General features: G+C 48.0%; 21 protein-coding genes. 13 read left to right on the top strand and 8 right to left on the bottom strand.

Features of this window, described 5'->3' with window-relative positions; translation table 11 throughout:
- Window positions 1–659 precede the first annotated feature (659 nt).
- Together VIM72_RS01510 and VIM72_RS01505 are read left to right on the top strand one after the other, a co-directional pair.
- Window positions 660–1,154 (top strand): hypothetical protein, encoded by a 495-nt coding sequence (locus tag VIM72_RS01510; protein WP_332001106.1) that lies wholly within the window; start codon window positions 660–662, stop codon window positions 1,152–1,154.
- A 362-nt stretch (window positions 1,155–1,516) separates the two neighbouring features.
- Complete coding sequence (locus VIM72_RS01505) at window positions 1,517–3,859, top strand: TonB-dependent receptor (protein WP_332001105.1); 2,343 nt, start codon at window positions 1,517–1,519, stop codon at window positions 3,857–3,859.
- A gap of 46 nt (window positions 3,860–3,905) precedes the next feature.
- On the opposite strand, the gene VIM72_RS01500 is transcribed toward VIM72_RS01505, so the two are convergent.
- Both VIM72_RS01500 and VIM72_RS01495 read right to left on the bottom strand, forming a co-directional pair.
- Window positions 3,906–4,280, bottom strand: coding sequence for a hypothetical protein (locus VIM72_RS01500; protein ID WP_332001104.1), 375 nt, complete (start codon window positions 4,278–4,280; stop codon window positions 3,906–3,908).
- 52 nt (window positions 4,281–4,332) lie between these two features.
- Window positions 4,333–5,172, bottom strand: a complete 840-nt coding sequence (locus VIM72_RS01495; RefSeq protein WP_332001103.1) for a sugar phosphate isomerase/epimerase — start codon at window positions 5,170–5,172, stop codon at window positions 4,333–4,335.
- Window positions 5,173–5,852: 680 nt separating this feature from the next.
- Between VIM72_RS01495 and VIM72_RS01490 the strand changes: the two genes are divergently transcribed.
- The 3 genes from VIM72_RS01490 (at window position 5,853) to VIM72_RS01480 (ending at window position 9,010) form a co-directional block, all read left to right on the top strand.
- Complete coding sequence (locus VIM72_RS01490; RefSeq protein WP_332001102.1) at window positions 5,853–6,584, top strand: DUF481 domain-containing protein; 732 nt, start codon at window positions 5,853–5,855, stop codon at window positions 6,582–6,584.
- A 47-nt stretch (window positions 6,585–6,631) separates the two neighbouring features.
- Entirely contained in the window at window positions 6,632–7,765 is a 1,134-nt protein-coding gene (locus tag VIM72_RS01485; RefSeq protein WP_332001101.1) for a helix-turn-helix domain-containing protein, read from the top strand.
- 75 nt (window positions 7,766–7,840) lie between these two features.
- Entirely contained in the window at window positions 7,841–9,010 is a 1,170-nt protein-coding gene (locus VIM72_RS01480; RefSeq protein ID WP_332001100.1) for a serine hydrolase domain-containing protein, read from the top strand.
- Between the two features lie 17 nt (window positions 9,011–9,027).
- Here VIM72_RS01480 and msrB read toward each other — a convergent pair whose 3' ends face one another.
- Entirely contained in the window at window positions 9,028–9,546 is a 519-nt protein-coding gene (msrB, locus tag VIM72_RS01475; protein WP_332001099.1) for a peptide-methionine (R)-S-oxide reductase MsrB, read from the bottom strand.
- A gap of 171 nt (window positions 9,547–9,717) precedes the next feature.
- Between msrB and VIM72_RS01470 the strand changes: the two genes are divergently transcribed.
- On the top strand, window positions 9,718–10,854 hold the full coding sequence (locus VIM72_RS01470; protein ID WP_332001098.1) for a lactonase family protein: 1,137 nt from the start codon (window positions 9,718–9,720) through the stop codon (window positions 10,852–10,854).
- On the opposite strand, the gene VIM72_RS01465 is transcribed toward VIM72_RS01470, so the two are convergent.
- The 4 genes from VIM72_RS01465 to VIM72_RS01450 form a co-directional block, all read right to left on the bottom strand.
- Entirely contained in the window at window positions 10,835–11,956 is a 1,122-nt protein-coding gene (locus VIM72_RS01465) for a glycosyltransferase (RefSeq protein WP_332001097.1), read from the bottom strand. The genes VIM72_RS01470 and VIM72_RS01465 overlap by 20 nt on opposite strands.
- 38 nt (window positions 11,957–11,994) lie before the next feature.
- Window positions 11,995–12,756: a glycosyltransferase family 2 protein gene (locus tag VIM72_RS01460; protein WP_332001096.1), complete on the bottom strand. Its 762-nt coding sequence runs from the start codon at window positions 12,754–12,756 to the stop codon at window positions 11,995–11,997.
- A gap of 140 nt (window positions 12,757–12,896) precedes the next feature.
- Entirely contained in the window at window positions 12,897–14,558 is a 1,662-nt protein-coding gene (locus tag VIM72_RS01455) for a lectin (RefSeq protein WP_332001095.1), read from the bottom strand.
- A 207-nt stretch (window positions 14,559–14,765) separates the two neighbouring features.
- Complete coding sequence (locus VIM72_RS01450) at window positions 14,766–15,410, bottom strand: HAD family hydrolase (protein ID WP_332001094.1); 645 nt, start codon at window positions 15,408–15,410, stop codon at window positions 14,766–14,768.
- Between the two features lie 81 nt (window positions 15,411–15,491).
- On the opposite strand from VIM72_RS01450, the gene VIM72_RS01445 reads away from it, so the two are divergent.
- The 3 genes from VIM72_RS01445 to VIM72_RS01435 all read left to right on the top strand — a co-directional run bounded on the left by VIM72_RS01445 (window position 15,492) and on the right by VIM72_RS01435 (window position 20,142).
- A complete protein-coding gene (locus VIM72_RS01445; RefSeq protein WP_332001093.1) occupies window positions 15,492–16,547 on the top strand; it encodes a serine hydrolase domain-containing protein in 1,056 nt (351 codons plus the stop codon).
- A gap of 98 nt (window positions 16,548–16,645) precedes the next feature.
- Window positions 16,646–18,988, top strand: coding sequence for a glycoside hydrolase family 95 protein (locus VIM72_RS01440; protein WP_332001092.1), 2,343 nt, complete (start codon window positions 16,646–16,648; stop codon window positions 18,986–18,988).
- Entirely contained in the window at window positions 18,985–20,142 is a 1,158-nt protein-coding gene (locus VIM72_RS01435) for an SGNH/GDSL hydrolase family protein (protein ID WP_332001091.1), read from the top strand. The genes VIM72_RS01440 and VIM72_RS01435 overlap by 4 nt, the downstream gene beginning before the upstream one ends.
- A 2-nt stretch (window positions 20,143–20,144) precedes the next feature.
- On the opposite strand, the gene VIM72_RS01430 is transcribed toward VIM72_RS01435, so the two are convergent.
- Window positions 20,145–21,023 (bottom strand): AraC family transcriptional regulator, encoded by an 879-nt coding sequence (locus VIM72_RS01430; protein WP_332001090.1) that lies wholly within the window; start codon window positions 21,021–21,023, stop codon window positions 20,145–20,147.
- A 124-nt stretch (window positions 21,024–21,147) separates the two neighbouring features.
- Between VIM72_RS01430 and VIM72_RS01425 the strand changes: the two genes are divergently transcribed.
- The 4 genes from VIM72_RS01425 to VIM72_RS01410 all read left to right on the top strand — a co-directional run.
- Window positions 21,148–21,915, top strand: a complete 768-nt coding sequence (locus VIM72_RS01425) for an SDR family oxidoreductase (RefSeq protein ID WP_332001089.1) — start codon at window positions 21,148–21,150, stop codon at window positions 21,913–21,915.
- A gap of 13 nt (window positions 21,916–21,928) precedes the next feature.
- Complete coding sequence (locus tag VIM72_RS01420) at window positions 21,929–23,269, top strand: alpha-L-fucosidase (protein ID WP_332001088.1); 1,341 nt, start codon at window positions 21,929–21,931, stop codon at window positions 23,267–23,269.
- A 1-nt stretch (window position 23,270) separates the two neighbouring features.
- Entirely contained in the window at window positions 23,271–24,512 is a 1,242-nt protein-coding gene (locus tag VIM72_RS01415) for an enolase C-terminal domain-like protein (protein ID WP_332001087.1), read from the top strand.
- The coding region (locus tag VIM72_RS01410; protein WP_332001086.1) for an SLC5 family protein at window positions 24,509–25,419 on the top strand (911 nt) is incomplete at its 3' end. The genes VIM72_RS01415 and VIM72_RS01410, both read left to right, overlap by 4 nt.

Raw genomic sequence — 25,419 nt, 5'->3', positions numbered from 1 at the left:
AAGGCTGGCCCGGGTAATTAAACGCTTATGCATACAGTATAGTTTTATTACGCCACAAAGATTCAAAACAATACTTTTTTAGCAGCTGTATGTATGCGACAATTATGGGGTTAAAAGCGACAGCGCAGACAGGGTAATGGTAATATGTGGGTTAACCTGGGAGTATCCATACTGCCGGGTTAACTTTACACCCTTTTTTCGACGGACGTTTTATGGTAAATTTAGGGGTTGTTAAAGTTGGGGCTGTGGCATTTACTTGTACTGCATTTTAAGAAAGATGTTAATTCCCGCTTCCTTTTGTTTTATCCTTCTATTTTTGTTTGTCTGCAAAAAGAAGCCCATTGATAGTAATAGACATTAAATCAATCAAACAGCTTTTTACAAAGATGATTCAATGGACCAAATGCTGATCGGATGGGAGAATTTATCATATTCCTCTATTTTTCTCTAATTTAACATACTCTGATGCGGAAGCGCAGGCTTGGGGCGGATTACAAGAGACAAGTGCATGGGCTTAATTATAAACAGACGCACGCAGTTGAAGCTAATAACATTCTCTTAAGAGCAGATCAATTTGATAAAAATCATACTAAAGGGACACGCTGCCCATAAGAATGGCAGTTGAACTAATTAACTTTAATATAATAAACAACACTACTATGCGTATAATTTTTTCAAAGATTTTATTTGGTCTACTTTTTCTTAGCGCCTCATATGGGTTGTATGCGCAAAGCAATGACGGAAAAAAAGTGAGGGAAGAGCTGGTTCGGGTATTAGACAGAAACGCAAGATGGCCCTTGGCTTTGGCGGAAAAGAAAATATCGGCTATTTTCTCTCTCCGTATTAATTTATCGGAGTCCTGCACTATAACCAGCATTGATGCATCAAAATTTTTTCCTAAAGAACTGATACCTCAACTTACTAATCCTGAAATTTATAAGGGAATTAACTGGCAGGCGGTTTTCGGGAAAGAAGCAAAAGGAGCGCATTCATTCATAATCCCTTTTGTTGTTTATAATCCATCTGAAAACAACGCTACCTTTTACGAATATACAGCTGAAGATTTATTTGTTTATCCTGGTGAGAAGACAGACTTTTTAAATACGACAATAATGCAAACTTACCCTTTGAAGTACAAACAAGGAATGAAATAAATAATACAAACTATTAAAAATCTGATTCACCAGCAATGTAAAGTTCCCTCCACCATTTGTAAATAAGGGAAAATAGCAGTCAGTCAAATATTTGTTTATAACAGTACGACATGAAAAAGAATAAGATACTCCAAAACTAAAAGGCAGAAAATTAAAATTCGGGCATCCCATCCAGCAAACGGGGCTATTGTCCGTATAATTTTTATTGTCGATAAGTACAGCCCAGCCCGATGCTCATCGTGTTTTAGTAAGATTTACATCCCTGTATTTAAAATATTTCCCTTTCCGATAAATACTTTTCCGGAATATTAAAACGATGATGTTTTCCCCGCGCTAATTTGCGCAAAATTTTACGCCCAACCATGAAGAAACTGCTGTACTGCCTCCTCTTATTACTGCCGCTATATGCCTTTTCCAATTCAGAAACAGAGGTGGGTACCATTAAAGGAATCATCACCACCAGCGATAACCAGACTGCCGCTTCGGTAACGGTGGTCATAAAAGGAACGTCAAGATCCGCCATTACAGGGGAAGATGGTGTTTTTACCATTCACCGGGTACCTGCGGGCGACTACGAGCTGGAGGTTTCACTGATCGGATACCAGACGCTTACACAGAATGTAAGCGTGGAAAAAGGCCGCACCACCAACGTATCCCTCCGGCTGCAGGTATCGGATACACAACTGCGGGAAATTGTTGTGAACAGCAATCATAACAGGTTTACCGATAAAACTACCGACCAGGTGGCAAGGCTTCCACTGAAAAACCTGGAAAATCCACAGGTATACCAAACCGTAGGCAAGGCGTTGATGCAGGAGCAACTGATCACTGAGCGTACAGATATTTACAGGAATATTCCCGGCGCAGTGCCCAATTTCGCCGTAGGCGGCTCCCAGGGCATGACTATACGCGGCTTTTCCAATGCCACGGGTATGCGCAATGGTATGGTGACCAGCGCCATTGTGCCTTTGAACCCGGCTATACTGGAACGTATAGAAGTAATAAAGGGGCCTTCAGGTACATTGTTTGGCAGCAACCGCAACACCACTTTCGGGGGGCTTTATAACTATGTGACCAAAAGGCCATATGATCATTTCGGTGGAAATGTGAGCTTTACCGGCGGTAGCTTTGAGTTTGCGCGCTTTACCGCTGATGTCAACGCCCCGCTGAATGATGAGCATACCCTGTTGTTCCGGCTCAACGCTGCCGCACAAACGGAAGGCTCCTTCCAGGACCAGGGATATGCAAAAAATTATACTATCGCTCCCAGCTTCTCCTACCAGGTGAACGACCGGCTGAATTTCCTGTTAGATGTGGAGATTACCAGGGGTAATTTCGCTACTGGTACCTATGCTGTCAGCGATTTCAAGAATGTGAAAGCCAGGAGTTTCAAAGATCTCAACATCGGGTACAAGCGCTCCTACATCAATAACGGCGCTGATATCAGTAATGGTATTAATAATATACAGGGAAAGATCACCTATAAAATATCCGATGCCTGGACCTCCGAAACCAATTACCTGTTTTCAGAAGGCTTCTATAAACATTTTTACTGGACCAACATGACCCTGCTCACGGATTCCACTATGTCGCGCAGCGTCAGGAACCAGAAACCGGAAACCTTTGGTAATACCCAGCTGCAACAGAATTTCGTGGGCGATTTCAGGATAGGATCGCTGAGAAACCGGTTGGTGATCGGGATCGACTATAACTACAACTACAATAGCCTGAACCGGGTTACAGTAAATTATGATGTAGTGAATATCAATCAGCCGGTAAAGGAACTGAACGCCGACCAGATTGATGATTTATCCTACCAGAAAGGATTTTCCGCTACCCGTACCAGGTCCAGGAGCTACGCCGTGTATGCATCGGATGTGCTGAACATCACTCCATCGCTGATAGCTATGCTGAGCCTGCGCGCCGACCGCTTTACCACAGAAGGCACTTACACCGTGGCCACCGGTAAGTATGCCGGTGATTACTCCCAGAACTCGTTGTCGCCCAAGCTGGGCATTGTATACCAGGTATGGAAAGATAAAGTATCTTTGTTTGCCAACTATATGAACGGTTTTGTAAACCTGGCCCCATTGGTACAGCCGGATAACACTATCCTGAACATGAAGCCCCAGCAAGGCAATCAGTGGGAAGGCGGCGTAAAAGTGGAGTTGCCTGATAATAAATTAAGCGGTACTGTTAGTTACTATAACATCGATGTGACCAATGTGACCAGGACAGAGATCGTAGACGGGAAAACATTTGTATTCCAGGATGGTACGCAGCGCAGCAAGGGATACGAAGTGGAGTTAACGACCAACCCGGTAGCAGGCCTGAATATCGTTGCCGGCTATGCACATAACGAGAACAGGTATACGAAAGCATCGCCTGCATTGCAGGGCAAACTGATTGTAGGTAGCCCGAAAGAGGTGGCAAATATCTGGGTAAGTTATTACATGCCGCGTGGAAAGGCAAAGGGGCTGGGTGTTGGCGCTGGCGGCAACTATGTGGGCGACTCCTGGTTTGAATCCACCAATACTTTTCTCCTGCCTGGATATACCCTGCTCAGTGCTTCCGTATTTTATGATCAGCCTAAATACCGGTTGGCACTGAAAGGTAATAATCTCTTAAATCAAAAATACTGGGATACCAATGGGATACCGCAAAAGCCTGTCAATTTCCTGGCAAGCGTAACTTTCAAATTCTAAAATAAAAAAAGACCGGGCAGGCATCATCGCTTGCCCGGTCTTTTTGTTATGCGGCCGTAGTGGTGTTGTTATTGTTATTTACGGGGGTAGTGCTGCCCGCCGGGTCTTCGCTTTCCATCAGCCATTGTGTGTATTTATTTTTCGGCATTATCGCATGCAGCTTTTTCTTCAGCCACTTGGAAACTATTTCAAAAACGATAAAACCGATCACAATGGAAATACCCCATTCCATGGTGTTGTAGGTATGTTTGTCGACCACAGTTTTATGCGCGGTAAGGCCCCACAGGTTACGGATGCTGCGGGTGGTAAAATAATGGGAAACAAGGCGGGTGGAGGCCATCCCGATAACAAATCCTAAAAAATTGCCTACATAATTGTTGTAAACGTATTCCAGGAATTTTCTGATGATCTTAATTTTCATGCAAGGGATCTTTACCCGCTAAGCTAATACCAAATCCCGGATTACGCAATCATCAGCTGTTAACTGTATTGATCACGCCCCTGAAAAAACCGGCCGATTCGGCAATGCCCGGCAAAGGATCGCTCATATCTTTTTCAAACTCCAGGCTGCATACGCCTGCATAATTGATCTTTTCCAGCGCTGTTACCAGTTTCTTGAAATCAATGGCGCCCCTGCCCAGTTCAATGGCTTTCCCATCTTTCTGTGCCGCGGAAATATCCTTGATGTGCAGGTCAAAGATCCTGTTTTTATACGCCAGTACTGCTTTGGAGGGCTCTTCGCCGGCGCGGGCGGCATGGCCAATGTCCAGGCACAGGCCCAGGCGCTCATCCCTGTTTTTAATAAGATCGTACGCATTTTTCGGACCGGGATAGAGCTTGTCTTCCGGACCATGATTATGTACCGCCAGGCGGATATTATATTCCCTGATCTTCTTTTCCGTATAATCCAGCAGCTCGGGATCAGGTACGCCTACTATCAACGGAACGCCTACACGTTTGGCATAGTCAAATGCTTCATCTACCGCTTTTTCTGTTTTCATGTATATAACGCCTACCGCATATACGTGAATACCTGCAGCGGAAAATTTATCCAGTACTTCTTTTATTTTTTCCCGGGAGCTGTTTAAGGGGAGATGAATATCTTTTACAGAGATGTTTTTGATATTCACCCGGTTCATCATGGCGATGGCCTGGTCGAGATCAAATTTGGCAAAAGTATAGCCCGCCATACCAATGGGCAGCGCTGTTTTCTTTGCCGGTTTGCCGGCAGCCGCTGCAGCGGCAAGAGGTCCCATAGTAGTGGCTGCCATGCCGAGCGCGGTTTGCAGCAGGAAATTCCTTCTTGATGACATATTGTATCGTGTTTCGTGGTTTCAGCAAAAATGTACGGTGCGGGAAAGGCCCCGGTAGTACATGGACTAAGATCTCTAAAAAACTTTATTTTTTTATTATTTTTTCCTGATGAACTGCGTGATACCCCCAATAACATGAACAATCAAAACGAACTGCACAGCTAAGAAAAGAACTATGAGCCAACCATAAACGGCTTCCGATGTGTTGATATAGTATGACCTATGCGGTATGGAAGCCGGCGAATTATCCCCGCGGGCGTTTGTATAAATATTATTATAGTAGTTAACAAAAAAAGCTGCAATTGATAATAGCAGTAAGGTTAACAGTATATGCGTCCAGGTTAATACCGGGTTCGGAAGAAAACGCTTTAAGCCTGCATATAATCCCGCAGTAATTACAAGGCAAAAGGATATCAGCCAATAGACCAGGTAACCGGATATAATGAACATAGTATCATACACATGAATATCCACCGTTTGATGATGGTCAGAAAAGGAAAAAATAACCAGTAAAACTGCGGCCAGTATCAACAACAGGTAAGGATACTGTTGAAAAAATAGCAGGGCTTTTTTTAGCATGGGATACCTATTATTAATAAAGATACTTATTCTCCCTGAATGTTCAGGCACGTTAATTGCGGCGCCCGAATCGCATCTGTATAACACCTAAGCACCTGGTCATGATGAGATTAGTTTTACTATCGATGATATTACTATACGGTTTGAGTGGTAACGCCCAGTTCAGCGACTCGGTGCATTATTATATCAAGTACGCATCTACAGGCTCCGTGAATATGACCAATGATGGTAATTCCTTCCTGCTGAATAACAATATGGGCTTCAAGATCAGCAAAAAGAGAATGACGCTGAATATGGGCGCCAGTTATGTATACGGGAAGCAGGACCACAACATCACGAACAACGATGTATCTACCGCTTTGGATTTTAATATTTACCGGGGAGAAAGAAAAGTATACTTCTGGGGCCTTGCCAACTACGATAAAAGCTATTCCCTGAAGATCAACGACCGCTTCCAGGGCGGTGGCGGGGCCGCTTATGATGTGATCAAGCAGAAGAATGCCATCCTCAACCTCAGCGATGGGATACTGTTTGAGAACAGCGACCTGTTTCTTCACGATACCATCCCGGATGTGTATCATACTTTCAGAAATTCGTTCCGGGTATATTATAAATGGGTGATCAAAGATATTATTGTGCTGGAAGGATCCAATTACCTGCAGAATTCCTTGTCGCACAGCAACGACTATATCATCAAATGCAACAACACCCTTGCCGTAAAACTGCGCTCCTGGCTGGCCATCACCGCCGCCATGACCTATAACAAATTAAACCGCACCGATCGTGAGAACCTGCTGATGACCTACGGGCTCACAGTGGAGAAATTTTTCTAGCTGTGACCGGTTGCTGACGGAAAGAGATTTTATCTTATTTTGGCGCTATGGAGCGGTTATTCCAGACTATTATTTTACTGGGCGTTATACAAGGCTTTATTGTAAGCGGGTTGCTGTTTTTTTCTGCAAAAAAGCGCGGGGCCAACCGTTTCCTGGCAGTGCTGATCTTCCTGCTCAGTATGGCCAGCCTTTGTTTAAGCGGTGAATACCACCAATGGTTCGGTTCTTCCTGGCTGCGTTTCTTTTCCCAGCTGGTGCCGCTTATTGTTGTAATGCCTGTAGGGCCGCTGATGTATTTCTACATACAATCTTTCAACGATCCCGAATTTAAGCTCACGGTCCAACGGCGCAGGCACTTCTGGCCGGTGGTCGTTGACCTGGTATCGCCTGCAGCTGCCGTTATTTATGTAACAGGCGTGCTTCTGGGTGTATTGAAAAAGCATCCGCAGCCGTGGGTCATCTTCATAGATACCTACAATGTTTATTCAGACATTCCCCGTTGGATATCGCTGGCCATCTATACCGGGTTATCCTTCAGATATCTTTCTGCGTATAAAAAGAACAATCCTCCCGGCGCTGGCCTGCAATGGCTGCAGCAATTCACGTGGTTGTTTGCCGGCTTCTCCGCCATATGGCTGGCGTACCTGGTACCTTATGTGATTCCCCGTTATACAGATGTAGTACTTGATAAATTAGATTGGTACCCGGTTTATGTCCCCGTTACCATCCTGATCTACTGGCTGGGCATTAAAGGGTATATTATTTCTTACCAGGAACTGGTAACTGCAAAGAAAACAGAAACAGTATTGCCGGAATCCACTACGGCGCCGGCGGTAACCCTGCTTACAAAAGCTATGGAGGAAGACCAGCTGTTCCTGAATGCCGCGCTTACCCTGCAAATGGTGGCGCAGCATACCGGTCTGCCGCCCAAAACCATTTCCGCGGTATTGAACCAGCACCTGCATAAGAATTTTAATGAGTATGTAAACAGTTACCGCGTGAACCTGTTTAAGGAAAAAATATTACAGGAAGATGCGGAACAACTTACCTTCACAGGTATTGCGTACGACTGTGGCTTTTCATCGCCCGCTACTTTCCAGCGGGTATTCAAACAGCTTACGGGCATGTCGCCTTCCGAATTCAGGAAAAGCGCGCTTCAAACGCAGAAATCCACGCTTTAATATGTCTCAAATCCGGAAATGAGTAGGTACCCGCGCGATAAACAGGGAGTTTTGCTGTCAAAACAAATTACCCGGATGGCACATCGTTCTACTTTTTCTTCCTTCACTTTTTTGGGGATCATCTTATTTTTATTTGCCTGTAGTACCAGCCGGCAGGCAACCAACAAGACGCCCGTTACTTCCCGCGATACAGTATGGAGCGCAGCGCAAACAGCCCGTTTTGAAAAGAAGCTGGAACAGCTCCGGGAGAAATACCATATCCCGGGTATTTCAGCAGGCGTGGTGAACGAAAAGCAACTGGCCTGGAAAAAAGGCTTCGGCTATGCCAACCTGGAAAACAAGACCGTGCCGGATGAAAATACGGTTTACCAGGTAGCTTCTGTTACCAAAACTTTTGGCTCCATCATTCTCATGCAGCAGGTACAGGCCGGGAAAGTAAGCCTGGATGATCCTATCGGCAAATACGGTATCAATCTTGGCGCCCGTTGGGGCAGCGATCCGCGCATCAAAGTAAAACACCTGCTTACCCATACCGCTGCGGGCAGTATGTTTAACAGTTACAAACCCGGTTATGTATTCCGGTATAACGGCGGATGGTATAATGAACTGGGAAAAGTGATTGAAAGATCTTCCGGGCATACGTTCGGCGAGCTGCTGATGGAGCAGATCATTACTCCATTATCCCTGAAAAATACCGTGCCCAGTACAGACGATAGCCTCAATTTTTCGTTGACCGGTTATAATAAGGATTCGTTTATGCGGCAGGTAGCCAGGCCGTACGACTGGAAAAACAAACAGCTGCAACCTGTTAGGTTTAAATATGGTTTTGGTCCTGCTGCAGGTATTATGAGCAGTGTAGCGGATCTGGCGGTATATTCCAATGCTATCGACGAAGGGAAATTCCTGGCAGACAGCACCTGGCAGAAAGTGTTTACGCCCTATATGAGCCCCAAAGGTAAAACCATCCAGTATGGGCTGGGTTGGTTTGTAACCTATTACAAGGGCATAAAGGTGATGTGGCATACCGGCTGGTGGACCGGCTATTCCGCCTTGTTGGTAAAGATCCCGCTGCGGGATCTTACGTTTATCATCCTGGCCAATTCCCAGGACCTGAGCCGGCCGTTTTATCACATGGTACATCCTTTGCCCGGCATAGGAATGAACAATCCTTTCCGGCGCAACCTGAAAAAGAAACTGGCGGCATCTGCATTTGGCGCCGCTTTCCTGGATCATTTCCTGGAGTGAAGCGCCGTTTGCGGATATCAGTGAGCGCCCGGATCCGGTTCAAAATCCAGCGATACGGAGTTCATGCAATACCGTTTATGCGTAGGAGCGGGGCCATCATCAAAAATATGCCCCAGGTGGGAGCCGCAACGCTCACAGATCACTTCCGTTCTTTGCATACCAAAGGAATTGTCTTCCTTGTAAACAACGCTGTTGGCCTTTAATGGTTCAAAAAAGCTGGGCCATCCGCAGCTGCTGGCAAATTTGGCGTCGGACCTGAATAAAGGATTGCCGCAAACTGCGCAGTAATAACTGCCTTTTACATCGGCATCCCAATACTTACCGGTAAACGCCCGCTCGGTAGCGTTTTCCCGGGCCACCGCATAAAGATCCGGCGGAAGTATTCTTTTCCATTCAGCATTGGTAATATGCAATTTCCGCGTATCCGTTCTGGAATAGTAAGGATTTTTCACTGGCTCTTGTTTATTGTTGCTGTTCTGGCTGTGACAGGCTATCTGCGTAGCCAGGATCAGTGTTAAAAGAAATATTATTCTCATCTCGCAAAAATACTGGTGAATAATACGGTCATACAAAATTACCGCTTTAAATCGGGAATAAGGACCGGTTTGTAGTTAGACGAACAACCAGTTGTTTCCTTACAAAGTTTGTTGTTTTTTTCGGGAGATAATTATCTTACAGGATATCTTCATGCTTAAATCATCAGCACATTGGTACGTAAGTTGTTTTTCGCCATCATTATGATGGTTTTCAGTGGCCTTGTTGCACATGCACAGCAGTATTATCTTTTTATAGGCAGTTATAACCGCGATAAAGAAAAAGACGGGGTGTACCTGTACCGGTTTAACTACCAGACCGGCGCCCTGCAGCAGGTAGCTGCCACCAAAGGGATCCTTAATCCTTCTTTTCTTACTTTATCGCCGGATGGAAAATATATTTATGCCTGCTCGGAAGCGCAAACGCCTAACGTGGGCGGCGTGAGCAGTTTTGTTTTTGACAGTACCAAAGAAACGGTAACGTTGCTCGACAGGCAGGATAGCGGCGGTGATAACCCTGCGTATGTAGGAGTGGACCCTGCCGGAAAGTGGCTCATCTGCGCCAATTACAGCGGTGGTAGTTTGTCTATATTCCCGCTCAGCGGTAACGGCCGTATTGCGCCTGCGAAACAAATGATCCCGTTCAAAGACAGCAGCGTTATGCGAAGCCGCCAGCTCAGCTCGCATATCCATGCAGCGGTATTTTCCCCGGATGGTCAATATGCCTTTTTCCCGGACCTCGGTGCAGATAAGATCCGCATCTACCGCCTGGCGCCTGATGCTGCAGAACCTTTGCAGCCGGCTGATCCGCCGTTTGCAGCTACTACACCCGGCAGCGGTCCCCGGCATATCACCTTTCATCCGCGTTTGCCAATGGCTTACTGCATAGAAGAGATCAGCGGCACCGTTACGGCTTACAAATACCACAACGGCAAACTGGACAGCATACAACGGGTAGATGCCCACCTGGCAAAGCGCCAGGACGATTATGGCGCCGCCGATATACATATCTCACCGGATGGCCGGTTTCTTTATGCGTCTACCAGGGAAACTTCCAACAGCATCTTTATTTATGCCATTAACCAGCAGAACGGCCGGCTGAAACAAATTGGCGTTGAATCTACACAGGGTGTTCATCCCCGGAATTTCGCGATGGATCCTACAGGCAAATTCCTGCTGGTGGCCAACCAGAAAACCGGGAATATCGTGGTGTTTAAGAGAAACAGGCAAAGCGGGCTGCTGAAGCCAACAGGAGTGCAGGTAACAGTGCCAAACCCGTCGTCCCTGCAAATCAGGGCTTACGCCAGGTAGTAATGATGAGTGCAGCCAGCAGCAGGTATAATACCCATTTCACTATTTTGTAGGTATTGGTTTTAAAGAACACATTCTTTTTAACCGTGCCGGTATCATCAAAGCGTTCGGTGATCCTGGATAATTCGCCGTGGGTGAGCTTACCCCATAATTCGCCTGCATCATTCAGCAGCTTCAGCATAGTGGTGTAAAACACAACGGTGAAGGAACTGCCGGGTGAGCGTTTCCTGAGCAGCGCTGCTGTTGCCGCCAGTTCCACCGGCAGGCTGCCTGCGGCAAATAAGAGCACGGCGATGCTCCAACAGGGCGCAATGAATAACAGTCCTATACTCACAACCATGCAAAGCAATATGGTTTCAGGCGTATTGGGCAGGTTGCGGTAAGTATAGCCAGGGTTGTATTTGCCCAGGCGGCTGTTGCCTATTCCATACCTGTAGGGGCGTTTGTAATTGACACGGCCTTCATCCCACCAGGGATGGGTTACAGCGGCTTCCGGCAAACACCTGAAGTTTTTTCCGTTGTTATGATCGCGTACATGCAGGAAGAAATCCACGTCTTCCCCGCCACCGGCTTTCGGATAGCTGGTAGAAAAGCGTGTATCACCTATTGCGCTTCTTTTTACCATGATGTTGGCCGTAGCGCCCCAGGTAAAAGAAGGCTTGTTGGCTGCTACGGAAAAGATGCTGACATTACCATTGGCAATAAGCGCCCTGGCGAAATCGCCGGGGGGCGGAGGCAAATGCACCAGGCCAATAAAGCCCGTTTCATCCGGATGTTCCATGGCAGCAGCGGCGTACCTGAACAACAGGTCGTCTGCCACTGTAACATCATCGTCCAGGAAAAGGATCCAGTCGCCCTGCGAAACGGATATGCCCCTGTTCCGGGTACCGGAGGCGCCCAGGTTTTTTTCATTGACATACAGAAATACCTGCTGGTTATCGGCCACTTGCCGGATACTTTCGGAAGGTACTATATCCGGGTTGTCGGCCATCAGGTAAAACTTAATATCAGCGTTATCCGGCCTGGGCAAACGAAGCACCGGGAGCACATATTTTTCCTCCAGGCGAAAGGAGGGCATTACAACATCTATGGTGAGTTTCATACTTGGCAAATAACGGTCACTAAAACGAAAGCATTGGTTCAATCTTCCGGCGCCCACAGGTCTTTTTCCCCGAGCAGTTTTTTCTTGTACCGTTTCAGCAGCATGCGCAGGTACATCCACCAGCCCATTCCTTTGCGGATCAGCTGTAGTTTATCTTTTAAAAATTGTTTGTCTTTATTACCCGACGAAAAGCCGGTCATGTTATACAATACCACGGTAACCGGGTAATGTTGCTTTTTAAATTTGCGGTCGCCCCATACAAGGAGATTGAGCGCATAATCTGCCAGCACTTTGTACCGGAGATCATAAGCGTATTTCCGGAAAACGCTTCTGGGATAAATAATTGATTGATGGTTCATGCAATATTTGGCGAGGCGGTATTCGCTGAAACTGCCTTGTAACAGCGGGTATTCAACAGGCCCGTTTGTACTGAAGCCGGTGCTGTTGCCATAATAGATCGTATGATCATCGCTGAGATGCGAAGCGAGTTCACTGAAACCCGGTTGCAAACGGTCGTCGCTACCCAGGAAATAGACCCAGTTGCCGCTCGCCATCGCGACGCCTTTGTTTAACGCATCGTAGATGCCTTTATCCGGTTCACTCACCCATTTCACCAAAGGCAGGCCGGATTCCTTTACAATGGTCATGGTGTCATCTGTACTGCCTCCATCCACAATAACTACCTCTATTCCTTCTGCTGTCTGTGATTTAACAGATTGCAGGCATTCTCTGAGGTGCTGACCGGCATTATAAGTGGCAATAATTATACTGATCAATACATCACCGGGTCTTTCATTCATTCGTTATACTAGTTGATTACCAGGGCTAAAATTAGCGCTATTTGTTTGTTTTTTTATTTGGTTATTTGGATATTTTGTACTGATAGCCCGGCTGGTGTAACGCCATATCCAAATAACCAAATATCAACACTCCGGTATCATCATTGGTTTACCCTGAACTTCTCAGTAGCCCCGATGCTGGTACGGTTACACGTCATAGGTTGTGTGCCGCCTTCACTGGAAACATACTTACCATTGCTGCCTCTCAGGGAAATGGTGCCATCGTTGTTGCTGATCCAGTCGAACTGCTCCCAGGGACCAATAGCCGTACGGTTACAGTTCATGGCCTGTGTGCCATCTTCTGAACATACATAATAGCCGCTGTTTACCAGCGCTACTTTACCGCTGCCGGCGTTTACCACTGCAAACTGTTCCCAGCCCTGGGCTACGGTGCGGTTGGCATTCATGGCCTGTGTGCCGTTTTCGCTGCATACATACAGGTTATTGGAGCTTTTCAGGGTAATGGTTTGCCCGATGGGCGCGCCTGTGCCGCCGCCCACTACCGGCGGGGTAGGACGGGTAGCGGTTAAACCGATCTGTCCTTTCAGCATTTTACCGCCATCGCCGGTGAGGCGCAGGTAATAATCTGCAGAGCATACTACGCCGTCTTCATCGAGGGTAACGAAATTGGAACCTGCAGGAATGAAGGAGGCATTTTCTGCTGTTTTTGCAATCTGGTTACCCTCGTTGTATTCATCGAACATGGAGATGTAAATGCCTTGTGCACCTACGCGTACCATGTTGTAAAACTGGCGCCACATGAAATCGCCATGCGCGCGCTGGTGTTCCTGTAAATCGCCGGGCAGTACACAGGGCTGGTAGTCGATCCCGTTATTGTTGCAATACGCCTGGTCAGGAGTGTTTACATTGGTATAGAAATTATCTGCATCAGATACATTACCTATCCTGCCTACCATCCAGGGCGAAATCATATTCAGCGCGCTGTAGGTGGCCAGGAAACCTGGCCTGGAGTCGCTGGTTTCTGTACGCCAGTGTGTAGGCACACCACCAATTACATAGCAGCCCTGGTTCTTGAACCAGTTGATCACATCCAGGCATACCGCAGCCGACCAGGGATGGTTATTGTCGTTGAAGCCAAAGCCCCAGATACATACCACCGGCTTGCCATTCTGTTTGGCATAGGCGGAAGAGGAGGTGTAAGCCGACATCCTGGTGGTCCAGTCGGTTTTGATTTCCGATTGCATGTTGGTCCACCCGCTTACATCGTACATGATGTAAAACTTGCGGCCATAGTTTTCGGCGGCAGTTTTCACTTTCGCGGTGATGGCATCGCGCACGGGGCCTTCGGTGCCGTTGGGATTAAAACGTTGCAGCGCAGCGGCGTCGATACCGTTTTGCTGCATCCACAGGAAGTGGGTGTTTACGGTCTGGTCGTTGAAAGAGGAGAACAGCTTTGCAGGCTGACCGTTTCCCAGGTTGGCCCAGGCGGTTTGATAGGTGCTGCTGTAATCCCTTACATCCGGCCACGACTTGATACCATTATTCGTGGAAGAGGGTGATGCGCCCCAGTTTTGTGTCCAATGCCACCAGGCATTGATAGGGGAGCCATCACCGTTGGCGGCAAACCAGCCCTGGTAGCCTACCGTAATTTTGCCTACTACATCGCCCACGGGGGAGCCGAAGGCATTGATCCCTGATTTTTTGCCATTGAGCGACTGGAGCGGGTTGGCGGCCTCTTTTTTGGAGCAGCCAACAGACAATGCAACAAGGGTTGCGACAAGAAGATGCAACTTGATTTTCATGTGTGGAATAATTGATAATGATTAGGAATTACTATCGGGTTTGCTACTTTGGTTTTCTTAGAATAATGCCGGGCTATAGATAATGAAACGTGGAAGTTTTCAAGTGCAATTAAGGAGGGAGGCACTAATCAGGGCATTAATAAAGGGCTAATAAACAAATTAAGGCTCACTTTTTTTTCACCCGGAGCCATAGGTGCCTGTACAGGATCAGGGAAATCCTGCGTGTAATTCGCTGACAGTATTAAACAGGTAATCGGGTAAAGCTTGTTCCAGTTCCTGCGTACTGCCGTAACCGTAGCCTACGGCAATAGCGGGCAGCCCGTTTTTCTGCGCGCCGATAATGTCATGCTTACGGTCGCCCACCATGATAGTGTCAGCTATGCTCAATTGCTGCTCCGCTACCAGGTAACGGATCAGATCTGCCTTGTCGGTTCTGGTGCCATCCAGCTCACTGCCATATACGGCGGTAAAATAAGGTTCCAGTTCAAAGTGCCGGATCACGATATCAGCAAATACTTTGGGCTTGGAAGTAGCTACAAACAGCCGCCGGCCCTGTGAAAGCAGCGCAGTAAGCAGCTCCGGGATCCCTGCATACCGCTCATTTTCATAGATCCCCGTTACCCTGAAATATTCCCGGTAAGCATTCACAGCCTCCCATGCCTGGGATTCGGTGAAGCCGTAAAAATCCATGAACGACTGGTGCAGGGGCGGACCAATAAACGGTTCCAGTTTCTGAAGGTCCGGCTCGGAAATGCCCGCTTTGGCCAGCGCATACTGAACAGATTTTGTGATACCGGTTTTAGGATTGGTTAAGGTGCCATCCAGGTCAAATAAAATATTGCTGTATTTCATAAGGGCCGCAATATAATTTAAAAAGAGGACGTTGAATAAGTTTGTCTTATTTCTTAGCTTACAACTGAATACAACTGTCACATGAATGATCTCTTCCGCAGCGCCCTGTACGCTGTTATTTTTATTTCCCTGCTTACTGGCTGCACAAAAAGTGAATCCACCACGGTGGTTGCTACCGGCTATAGTGATGTGGACCAGGTACTGAGCGATTCTGTGCCCACTGCTTTTAATGGAAAATGTTATGCGGTTATTCATGAAGATGGTAAACCGGTGTATGCCAGGGGATTTGGCGGATATACCGGCAGCACCCGCCAGCTGGTTGCTTCCTGCTCTAAATGGTTGTCGGCAGCGGTAGTCATGAGCCTGGTGGATGAAGGGAAAATAAAGCTCAGCGATACCGTTGGAAAATACCTGCCTGTTTTTACTACTTATCATAAGGGAGATATTACCATTGCCCAACTTTTCTCCCATACATCCGGTTTCCCGGGAAATTCCACCCAGGGATATGAATCCAATGTGCTGATCACGCTTTCACAGGCAGCAGAGGGCATTGCCCGCAATGTGGCGTTGCTGAACCCGCCGGGCACCACCTTTTATTATGGCGGCGTAAGTATGCAGGTGGCCGGCCGTATCTGCGAGGTAGCATCCGGTAAAAGCTGGAAAGAACTGGCAGCGGATAAAATATTCACGCCCTGTGGCATGACCGGCACCGATTATGGCCTCACCGCCAACCCGCAGATCGCAGGCGGGGCGCGGAGCACACCGGATGATTATATACGCTTCCTCGATATGCTCATGAACAAAGGCGTGGCGCCCAATGGTACCCGCGTGCTCAGCGAAGCCGCCGTGGCAGCTATGGAAGAAAGCCAGACCGCACATGCCACCATCGCCTACACCCCTTATCCTGCCGCCTTGCTCAATACAAAGGATTTTTATGGTATTGGTAACTGGAGGGATGTAACCGCCCCGGGCGGTGTGTTGATAGAAAACAGCAGCCCCGGCGCCTTTGGCAGCCATCCCTGGATCAACAGGGGAAAAAAACGTACCGGCTTTATCTTCACTTTTATTGCAGATAACGGCTACCTGGCCACCGTACCTACCTGTTTAAAGATCCGGGCACTGGTGAGGAATAAATAGAACTATGTCAAGATAGTGTTGGTAATAGTCAATTTTCAGGGAGCCTGGTTACCCGGTTGCCTTTAATTTTGGCTGCGTACAAATTCCACGACACACATATGAATCAGCAATTCTTTTCTTCCAGGTACATCAGGATGGGGATCCTGGTGATGACAGGCATTTTGCCATTAGCGGTTGCCGCGCAGCAATCACCGTTACGCCTCTGGTATAACAGGCCCGCCAAAGTGTGGGAAGAAACTGTGCCGCTGGGCAATGGCCGCCTGGGAATGACGCCGGATGGAGGCATCAACCAGGAAAAGATTGTATTAAATGATATCACCCTCTGGTCCGGCGCCCCGCAGGACGCCAATAACTACGAAGCCTATAAACAACTGCCTGCCATCCGGCAACTGCTTTCAGAGGGGAAAAATGATGAGGCCCAGGCGCTCATGGATAAATCATTTGTATGCACGGGTAAAGGCTCTGCCGACGTGCCTTTTGGCTGCTTCCAGGTACTGGGTGAACTGTTGTTGAAGTTCAGCTATCCAACAGCGGATAGCCCTTCCCGTTATATGAGGGCATTGTCTTTGAATGAGGCAGTAGCCACTACTACCTATGAAGCTAACGGCATAGCCTATACGAGAGAATACTTTACGGATTTCAATGGCGATGTAGGCGTGATCCGCTTAACCGCCGCCAGGCCCGGGCAGTTGAATATGAGGGTTGCTATCAGTCGCCCGGAAAGAGCCACCACCCGCATAGAAGGGCAGGAGCTGCAGATGTATGGCGAACTGAAAAGCGGTACTGCTAATCCTGGTATGAAATACCTGACAAGGGTACAGGCAAAACTGAAAAACGGGCAGTTGCTAACGGACAAGGATACACTGGTCATTAAGGATGCCACGGAAGTGATCCTGTATGTATCTACCGCTACAGATTTCAAAAATCCGCGTTACCGCGAACAAACAAAACAACTGCTGGATGTCGCCTTGCATAAAAACTATGCGCAGCAGAAGCAACAGCATATTGCCGCTTTCCAGCGTTTATTCAATCGCGTTAGTATGGACCTGGGCGGCAGTAACCATGCAGACCAGGCGCCTACTGATCAGCGGATCAGTAATTTCCACAAAACGCCTGCAGCAGATAACGGCATGCCGGTACTGTTTTACCAGTATGGACGCTATCTGACCATCAGCAGTACCCGCGTGGGCCTGCTGCCGCCTAATTTACAGGGCCTGTGGGCCAACCAGGTCCAGACGCCCTGGAACGGTGATTACCACCTCGATGTAAATGTACAGATGAACCACTGGCCGGTGGAAGTAAGCAACCTGCCGGAACTGAACCTGCCACTGGCCGACCTGGTGCAAGGACTGGTAAAGCCAGGCGAAAGAACCGCCAAAGCCTATTATAATGCAGAAGGTTGGGTAGCGCATGTGATCACCAATATATGGGGCTTTACAGAGCCCGGTGAAAGCGCATCCTGGGGCGTTACCAAATCAGGCTCCGGATGGCTGTGCAATAACCTGTGGGAACATTATGCATTTACCAATGATAAAAAATACCTGGCAGATATATACCCGGTGTTAAAAGGCTCCGCGGAATTTTACAATAGCATGCTGGTAAAGGATGATAAAACAGGATGGCTGGTAACTTCCCCCTCTTCTTCCCCTGAAAATTCCTTCTATCTGCCCAATGGTAAAACTTCCAGCATCTGTATTGGTCCTACTATCGATAACCAGATCATCCGGGAACTGTTCATGAATGTGATCACTGCAGCTAAAACACTCGGTAAAGACGCTGCATTCAGCGCTATCCTGGAAGGGAAATTAAAACAGCTGCCACCGGCAGGCAGGGTAGCCAAAGACGGGCGTTTGATGGAATGGCTGGAAGAATATAAAGAGACAGAACCTACACACCGGCATATATCGCACTTATACGGTTTGTACCCTGCCTCGTTAATTACGCCGGAAGCGACGCCGGAACTGGCTGAAGCCTGTAAGAAAACACTGGATGTAAGGGGAGATGATGGTCCCAGCTGGTCCATCGCTTATAAGCAATTGTTCTGGGCGCGACTGCACGATGGTAACCGTGCGTTTAAATTATTCTCCCAACTGATCCGGCCCACTTATAATACAGACATCAACTACGGCGCCGGTGGCGGTGTTTATGCCAACCTGTTTTCTGCGGGCCCCCCGTTCCAGATCGATGGCAACTTTGGCGGTGCAGCCGGACTGGCGGAAATGCTGATCCAGAGCCATGCCGGCTTCATTGATCTGCTGCCCGCATTACCCGATGCATGGAAGGCTTCCGGTAGCATAAAAGGAATGAAAGCAAGAGGTAATTATACGGTAGATATGACCTGGAAAAACGGCGTTGTTACCAATTATAAAATACGCGGCGCAGGTAAAGTGAAACTCAGGGTGAATGGTGAAATGAAAGAGATTCAAGCAACAAAAATATGATCAGGAAAATAGCAGGATTGATATTCAGTATATCCGTTGCCGTTAGTGCCATGGCGCAGGAAAAATTTATTATAAAGTACGGGCGCCTGGATAATATAAGGTATCATGTCAAAACCGCTAAGAAAGCCACCATTACCTTTATGGGCGGCTCTATTACCAATATGGAGGGCTGGCGTGGCAAGGTGTGCGATTACCTTACCGCCACTTATCCGGGCACTGATTTCCGTTTTATCAATGCGGGCATCCCTTCGCTGGGTAGCTTACCGCATGCCTTCCGGTTTGAACAGGATGTATTAAGCAAAGGAAAAACTGATCTCTTATTCCTGGAGGCAGCGGTGAACGACCGGGTGAACGGCACCAATGAAGTAACGCAGCGCCGCGCCATGGAAGGGATTATCCGTCATGCGCTGAAAGCCAATCCCCAGGTGAATATCGTGTTGATGGCTTTTGCGGATGAAGATAAAATGGCCGATTACCATGCTGGCAAAGTGCCGGTAGAAGTACAGGTGCATGAAGATCTTGCCAAAAAATACCAACTGCCTTTTATCAATCTTGCCAAAGAAATTACTACCCGCATTGATGCAGGTGAGTTTACCTGGAAAGATGATTTCAAAGACCTGCATCCTTCGCCTTTCGGGCAGCAGTTATATTTCAATGCTATCAAACGGTTACTGGAAGAAGATTTCAATGCTCCTTCGCCGAAGCGTTTGGTATCCCTGAAATTGCCCCCTGCAGCAGACCCGCTTAATTATGAAAACGGCGCTTATGCCGATATTCACGATGCGCTTAACCGGAAGAGGTTTGATATTAATGAATCATGGGAACCATCTGATAAAGTGGGTACCCGGGAGGGGTTTGTAAAAGTGCCCATGCTGGTATCAGGTAACGCGGAGGCCAGCGTAGAATATCCTTTCAGCGGGCGTACTATTGGCATTGGGATCGTTTCCGGCCCGGATGCCGGTGTGATCAGCTATCGTATAGATGATGGCGAAGTGCAGCAGAAAGACCTGCGCACGCAGTGGAGCAAAAGTTTGTACCTGCCCTGGTATCTGATATTGGGAGATGATCTGAAACCAGGCAAACATACGCTGCACTTGCAGAAGCGTGATGATGGCTCCGTTTGCCGTATAGTGTATTTCCTGGTGAATCCATGAGCTTAATCCAGAGAAGCCACTTCTTTTTTATATTCCCTTGGGGTTTTTCCTTTTATTTTTTTGAAGAAGCGGTTAAAGTGCGTGGTGTTCCGGTACCCGCACTTGTTTGATAATTCCGTTATAGGCATATCCTTTTCCTGCAGCAGCCTGCAGGCATACCCGATCCTTAATTCATTAACGAAATGAGTGAATGATTTTTGCGTCCGGCTTTTAAAGAAGCGGCAAAAGGAATGCACATTGATACCAGCAACAGCCGCTATTTCCGACAGGGGGATGTCTCTCCTGAAATGCCGGAAAATGTATTTGAAGATATCATCCATTCTCGACTGATCTTTATCGTTATAAAGGTTTACATAATTGGTGCCGGCCAGGAGCTTGTATTCTTTGGCGGCCATCATTGTTTGCAGCAATGTCATAAAGGAAATGGTTTGGGGAAGGCCCTGCTGTTGCAACATCTGCTGCATCAGCGCCAGTATTTCCGCTTTGGCCTTTCCATGAAACTGGATACCCCGTTGTGCCTTTTTAAGCCATGTTTTCAGCGCGCTGGTGTTGGTAAAGGCGCTAAGATGCTCCAACAGCAGATCCGGTGAAATATACAACGCCAGCGACCTTGCCTGCAGCTTGTTCTTCCCTTCAAAATACTTTTGTTCGTTATGCCATACATGCGGGGTGCCCGATCCCACAAATATCAGTTCCCCGCTTTCAAAATAGCTGATATTATCGCCAATGATGCGGCGTCCGGCGCTTTCCACCACATATACCAGCTGGCATTCATGGTGGAAGTGGAACTCCGTGGAAAAATACGGCTGCGTAATTTCCTTTACCAGGTATACACTTTGTTCAAGGGCTTTATCGCCCGGTATGGCAAAAAGAGGCTTCATATTGTCTGCCTAAAATAGGTAAATTAGGTAAATAAGTCAAAATAGTGTTGATTTAAGTCAATTTCACCGGGATGACCTACCTTATCCCTGCTTACTTTTGATTATCCACGGAAAATGAAAAATGATGATACTGCAAAATAAAATAGTGCTGATCACCGGCGGCGCATCCGGCATTGGCCATGCCTGTGCACAAACCTATGCAAAGCAGGGCGCCACCGTGGCGGTGATAGATAAAGACAAAGCCGCGTTGCAACGTTTGGAACAGCAAATGGGCGCACCACATATTTTTCTTGAAGCAGACCTTAACAGCGGTCCGGCTATACAACAGGCCATTGATGCCGTATTGCAAACATACGGGCGACTGAACGCTATTCACAACAATGCAGGCGTTGCCAGTCCTTCAAAACCTTTACACGATACCACCGAAGAAGAATGGGAATTGCTAATGAATGTAAATGTCCGTGGCATTTATTACACCACCCGTTATGGCATTGCAGCGCTGAAAGCTTCCCGGGGTTGTATCCTCAACACCAGCAGTATGGTAGGAGAAATAGGGCAGGATAACCATGCCGCTTATGCAGGCAGCAAAGGAGCCGTAAACGCGCTCACCAAAGCAATGGCGCTGGATTATGCGGCAGATGGCATCCGGGTAAATGCAGTGGCTCCCGCCGGTGTATGGACACCCATGCTGCGGCAGTGGAGCAAGGAACAACCGGAACCTGTGCGCATCGCTCAATACCTCGATAATATCCATGCATTGGGATATTGCCCTGAAGCAGATGAGATTGCCGACGTATGTGCGTTCCTGTTATCAGAACAGGCGCGTTTTGTTACCGGCTGTATCATGCCGGTAAGCGGGGGCGCAGAGCTTGGATATAAACACACCCTGTAAAATAAAGTGAACGATGAAAAAATTAGCTGCTTTCTGTTTGTTGTTACTGGCACTCCGCAGCGGGGCGCAAACAAATGCGCAACTGGATCCAAAGATCCTTACCAGCAAAAAAGTAATGGACCAGTTTATGGATCTGCGTTTTGGCATGTTTATCCACTGGGGCCCAGTTACGCTGAGAGGCACGGAAATTGGCTGGTCGCGCCATGTACAGGTGCCGGCGGCAGATTATGATACCCTGTACCGCCAGTTTAACCCTGTGCAATTTAATGCAGAGGAATGGGTGAAAACAGCCAGCGATGCCGGTATGAAATACCTGACCATCACAGCGAAACATCATGATGGCTTCTGCTTATGGCCATCTGCCTATACAGATTATAATATTACGGCTACTCCTTTTAAGAAAGATGTAGTAGGACTGCTGGCAAAAGCCTGTAAAAAGTATAACATAAAGTTCTGTATCTATTACTCGGTGCTCGACTGGCATTACCCGGATTACCCGGTTGATAATCCGAACGATACAACGGAAAGGGGCATACGAAAAAATGCGCATATGGAAAAGTATGTGACATACATGAAAAACCAGCTGAAAGAACTGGTAACAAATTATGATCCTTATATGCTGTGGTTTGACGGCCCCTGGGAAAAGCCCTGGACGCCGGAAATGGCGCTGGATATGTATGCTTATCTTAAAACGCTGAAGAAAGATCTGATCATTAATAACCGCCTGGGTAAAGCATTTTCCGGCACCGGCGCTTCCGGTACCGCCAGGTTCCTGGGCGATTATGACACGCCCGAACAACGTATAGGCGACCTGGATATGAACACGCCCTGGGAAACCTGCATGACCATCTGCGAACAATGGGCCTGGAAACCCAACGATAAAATGAAATCGCTGCAAACCTGTATTCAAACGCTGGCCAGGGCGGCGGGTGGTAACGGCAACCTGTTGTTCAATGTAGGGCCACGCCCGGACGGGTTGATAGAGCCTGCGCAGGCAGCACGTTTGAGGGAAATGGGTGACTGGCTCCGTAAATACGGCGTTGCCATATATAACACGCACGGCGGTCCTTATTATCCCAACAGCCAATATGCAGCTACGCGCAGCGGCAACAAAGTATACCTGCATGTTTTTGATCCCGCACAGCAAAGCATTGAACTGCCTGCTATGCCGGGCATAAAAGTAACCAAAGCATACCTGCTGAAAGGCGCCGCAGTGAAGCTGACTGCCAGTGCTGATCAGCTAATGATAACATTGCCGGCGCCATTACCTGATGCCAATGATACCGTAGTGGTACTGGAAACGGATAAACCGGCAATGAGTGTGGCTCCCATAAAAAATGACAAGATAAAATAAGATGATCAGTAAAATAGTTGTAAAAGATGCCCGGTTCCCTTTAACAGGCGGCGCCGGTAGTGATGCAGTGCATCAGAATCCCGTATACTCGTACACGGTAGCCTGCCTGTATGATGATAAAGGCAATTGCGGCACCGGCCTGGCCTTCACTTTGGGGGCAGGCAATGAACTGGTATGCGCTGCCGCCAGGTTTTACGGAGAAAAGCTCGTAGGCAGGGAATTGGCGGAAGTGATGTCGGGCTTCGGCGACTGGTTTAAGCAACGCTCTGATGAGCAGCAGTTCCGCTGGCTGGGGCCTCACAAAGGAGTAGTGCACCTGGCGCTGGCCGCCGTTACCAATGCCTGCTACGACCTGTGGGCCAAACAACAACAAGTACCTTTATGGAAACTGTTGCTGGATCTGACGCCTGAGCAGGTAGTGAATACGCTGGATTTGTCTTACCTGGAAGAAGTGCTGCCGCGGGAAGAAGCGATCCGTATGTTAGCGGAGATGCAGGATTCCCGTGCTACCCGGGAAGGCGTGCTGCGCACCGGTTACCCGGCCTATGATACTTCCGCCGGTTGGTTTAATTATTCCGATGATCAGCTCGAAGCCAATTGCAAACGGGCATTGGATAATGGCTTTCGTGCATTGAAATTAAAAGTAGGCGCCAAAGACCCGGAAACGGATATACGAAGAGCGCATATTGTAAGAAATGCAGTGGGCGATGAGATCAAAGTGATGGTAGATGCGAACCAGCAATGGAATCTGCCGCAGGCAATTGCTATCGGTAAAAAACTTGCAGCTATTAATCCTTACTGGATAGAAGAGCCTACGCACCCGGATGATGTGTTGGCGCATAAAACATTGGCCGATGCGCTCAACCCGGTGAAGCTGGCTTTAGGCGAACATGTGCCCAATAAAGTGATCTTTAAGAACTACCTGCAAACCGCTTGTGCGGGCTTTATACAGGTAGATGCTGTGAGAGTGGGAGGGGTGAGCGAGTTTATTACTGTAAGCCTGTTGTGTAAAAAGTTTGGCGTGCCGGTAGTACCGCATGTGGGCGATATGGGGCAGCTGCATCAGCACCTGGTGTTGTTCAATCATATCGGAATGGGGCATGAAGCATTGTTCCTGGAACATATTCCACACCTGCGCAAACACTTTGTACATCCTGCAATGATTACCGGCGGCTTTTATCAAACGCCTCAGGCACCCGGCAGCAGTTGTGATCTGTCTGACCTTAATACTTTCCCCGGATGATCGCTACTACAGATATTATCATCAGCATCTGCTACGTGGCCCTGATTGTAGGATTAGGTTTCTGGGCAGGACTGTCGGGCAGGAAGAACGATTCGGCCGCCGGGGAATATTTCCTGGCCGGTAAATCATTGCGATGGCCCATGATAGGCATGGCGTTGTTTGCCACCAATATTTCCTGTTTGCACCTGGTGAGTCTTGCCCAGAGCGGGTTTGATACGGGGTTGCTGGCGGGTAACTTTGAATGGATGGCTGCTTTTACATTGATATTACTGGCGCTTTTCTTTGTGCCGTTTTACATCCGTTCAGGAGTGGCTACGCTGCCGGATTTCCTGGAGCGGCGTTATAACCGGGCCTGCCGCGACTGGCTGGCGGTGGTATCTGTAGTATCGGCGGTGGTGATCCATATTGCGTTTTCTTTCCTGGCCGGCGGTATTGTGCTGGAAACCTTGTTTGGCATCAATATGTTTACCAGTATCATTCTCATTGCCCTGGTAACGGGAGCTTATACGATTGTGGGCGGGCTCAGGGCCGTGGTCGTAACAGAGTCTGTACAAACGGTGGTGCTGCTCACCGGCGCGGTGATCATCACGGTATTATCGTGGTGGAAAGTGGGCGGCTGGCAACCGGTGATGCAGGTATTACAGGAAGAACAACAACTGGATAAGCTTTCCATGCTGCACCCGGCGGGCGATCCCAATGGGCTGCCCTGGTACGCGGTATTCCTGGGCTATCCTGTTATTGGTATCTGGTACTGGTGTGCGGATCAGACTATTGTACAGCGGGTGCTGGGCGCAAAAGATGAGAATCATGCGCGTATCGGCGCTTTGTTCTGCGGCTTTATAAAAGTATTGCCTGTTTTTATTTTTATTCTCCCCGGGCTATTGGCATATGTGTTATACAAACAGGG

This window comes from Chitinophaga sp. (genome assembly GCF_036569185.1).
Lineage (GTDB): Bacteria > Bacteroidota > Bacteroidia > Chitinophagales > Chitinophagaceae > Chitinophaga.
Note: the sequence above shows the minus strand (reverse complement) of the source record. Positions and strands in the feature narration are given on the sequence as shown.